2 protein-coding genes are annotated in these 1,471 nt (G+C 63.6%); both read right to left on the bottom strand.

All coding sequences use genetic code 11. The annotated features are described in order from the left end of the window. On the bottom strand, positions 1–719 hold a 719-nt coding region (locus NMG80_RS35535), incomplete at its 3' end, for an IS91 family transposase (protein ID WP_254022460.1). Positions 720–731: 12 nt separating this feature from the next. Continuing rightward, positions 732–1,471, bottom strand: a 740-nt coding sequence (locus NMG80_RS35530) for a tyrosine-type recombinase/integrase (RefSeq protein ID WP_436798756.1), incomplete at its 5' end; no start/stop codon positions are given.

Here is a 1,471-nt window from a genome sequence, read left to right as displayed (position 1 = left end):
CATTCGGATTTGCGTAGCGGCGCGAGCCAGGCGGCGAAGGTGTCGGCCTGTGCAAGCCCGGTCAGATCACCGAAGAAGGTCAGATCGCCTGATCGATGCAGCGCCATCAGACCTTCCAGAAAAAGACGTCGAAACAGCCGTGACAGGACCCGCACGGGCACAAAGAACCCGGGGCGGCAGCCGATCCACCGCGTGCCATCCGGCGACAGTCCCCCGCCAGGTACGATGATGTGGACATGCGGGTGATGGGTGAGCGCCGATCCCCATGTGTGCAGCACGCTGGTCATGCCGATGCGTGCGCCGAGCCGCTTGGGATCGGCCGCGATCGTGGTCAGCGTCTCGGCCGATGCCCGAAACAGCAGGTCATAGACAGCCTTCTTGTTCCAGTAGGCGATCTGAGTGATCTCGGCAGGCAGGGTGAAAACCACGTGGAAATACTCCACGGGCAGCAGGTCTTCGGCACGGGCGGCCATCCAGTCCCGCGCCGCAGGTCCCTGACACTTTGGACAGTGCCGGTTTTTGCAGGAATTATAGGCGATGTGGTTATGCCCGCACTTAATGCAGGCCGCCACATGCCCGCCGAGCGCCTCGGTTCGGCAGGCTTCAATCGCCGACATGACCTTGAGCTGGATCAGGCTGACATGCCCGGCATTGGCCCGCCGCCACGCGGGGCCGTAGGTGCGAAAGATATCAGCGATCTCCAGCGTGGCCCGGGCCACGTGACCCGGGCGCTACTCCAATCCGCGTCGCAGCGTTTGGTCCTGAAGCTTCTTTAATGTCTCGAACGGGCTGACCGTGCCGCGGATCGTCTTGGTGGCAACGTGGGCATAGATCGCGGTGGTATTGAGCCGGGCATGCCCGAGCAGGACCTGAATGACCCTGACATCGGTGTTCGCTTCCAGGAGATGCGTGGCGAAGCTGTGCCGCAGGGTGTGCAGCGTCGCGGGTTTGCCGATCCCGGCCATATTTTTGGCCGAGGTGAAGGCGCGGTTGAGCTGCCGCGGCGAGATCGGATTGATCTTCGGTTTGCCGGGAAACAGCCAGCCCTGTGGCCGCGCTTCACGCCAATAGGCGCGCAAGAGCTCCAGCAGCCCGGGCGACAGCATGACCTTGCGGTCTTTCTGCCCTTTGCCCAGTTCGACATGGATCAGCATGCGGTCGCTGTCGAGGTCGCTGATCTTGAGATTGCACACTTCCGAAGCCCGCAGGCCGGCGCCATAGGAGATGCTGAGCGCCGCTTGATACTTCAGGCCCGGCCCCGGCGCCGCCATCAGAAGGTCGGAAACCTCCTCGACGCTCAAGACCACGGGCAGCTTCCGCGGCTGGCGGCGGAACTGCATATGCCGCTTCATGTCCTCGCGCCCGCAGGTGGTGCCGAAAAAGAACCGCAGCGCGACGATGCGGGCGTTGAAGGTGGGCGCAGTAAGGCCCGCATTGGTCATGTGCAGCTGGTAGGCGCGCAGGTCGTCCG

The organism is Mesorhizobium escarrei, assembly GCF_935825525.1.
GTDB classification, from domain to species: domain Bacteria; phylum Pseudomonadota; class Alphaproteobacteria; order Rhizobiales; family Rhizobiaceae; genus Mesorhizobium; species Mesorhizobium escarrei.
The sequence above is the reverse complement of the archived record's forward strand: the minus strand, read 5'-3'. Positions and strand labels throughout refer to the sequence as shown.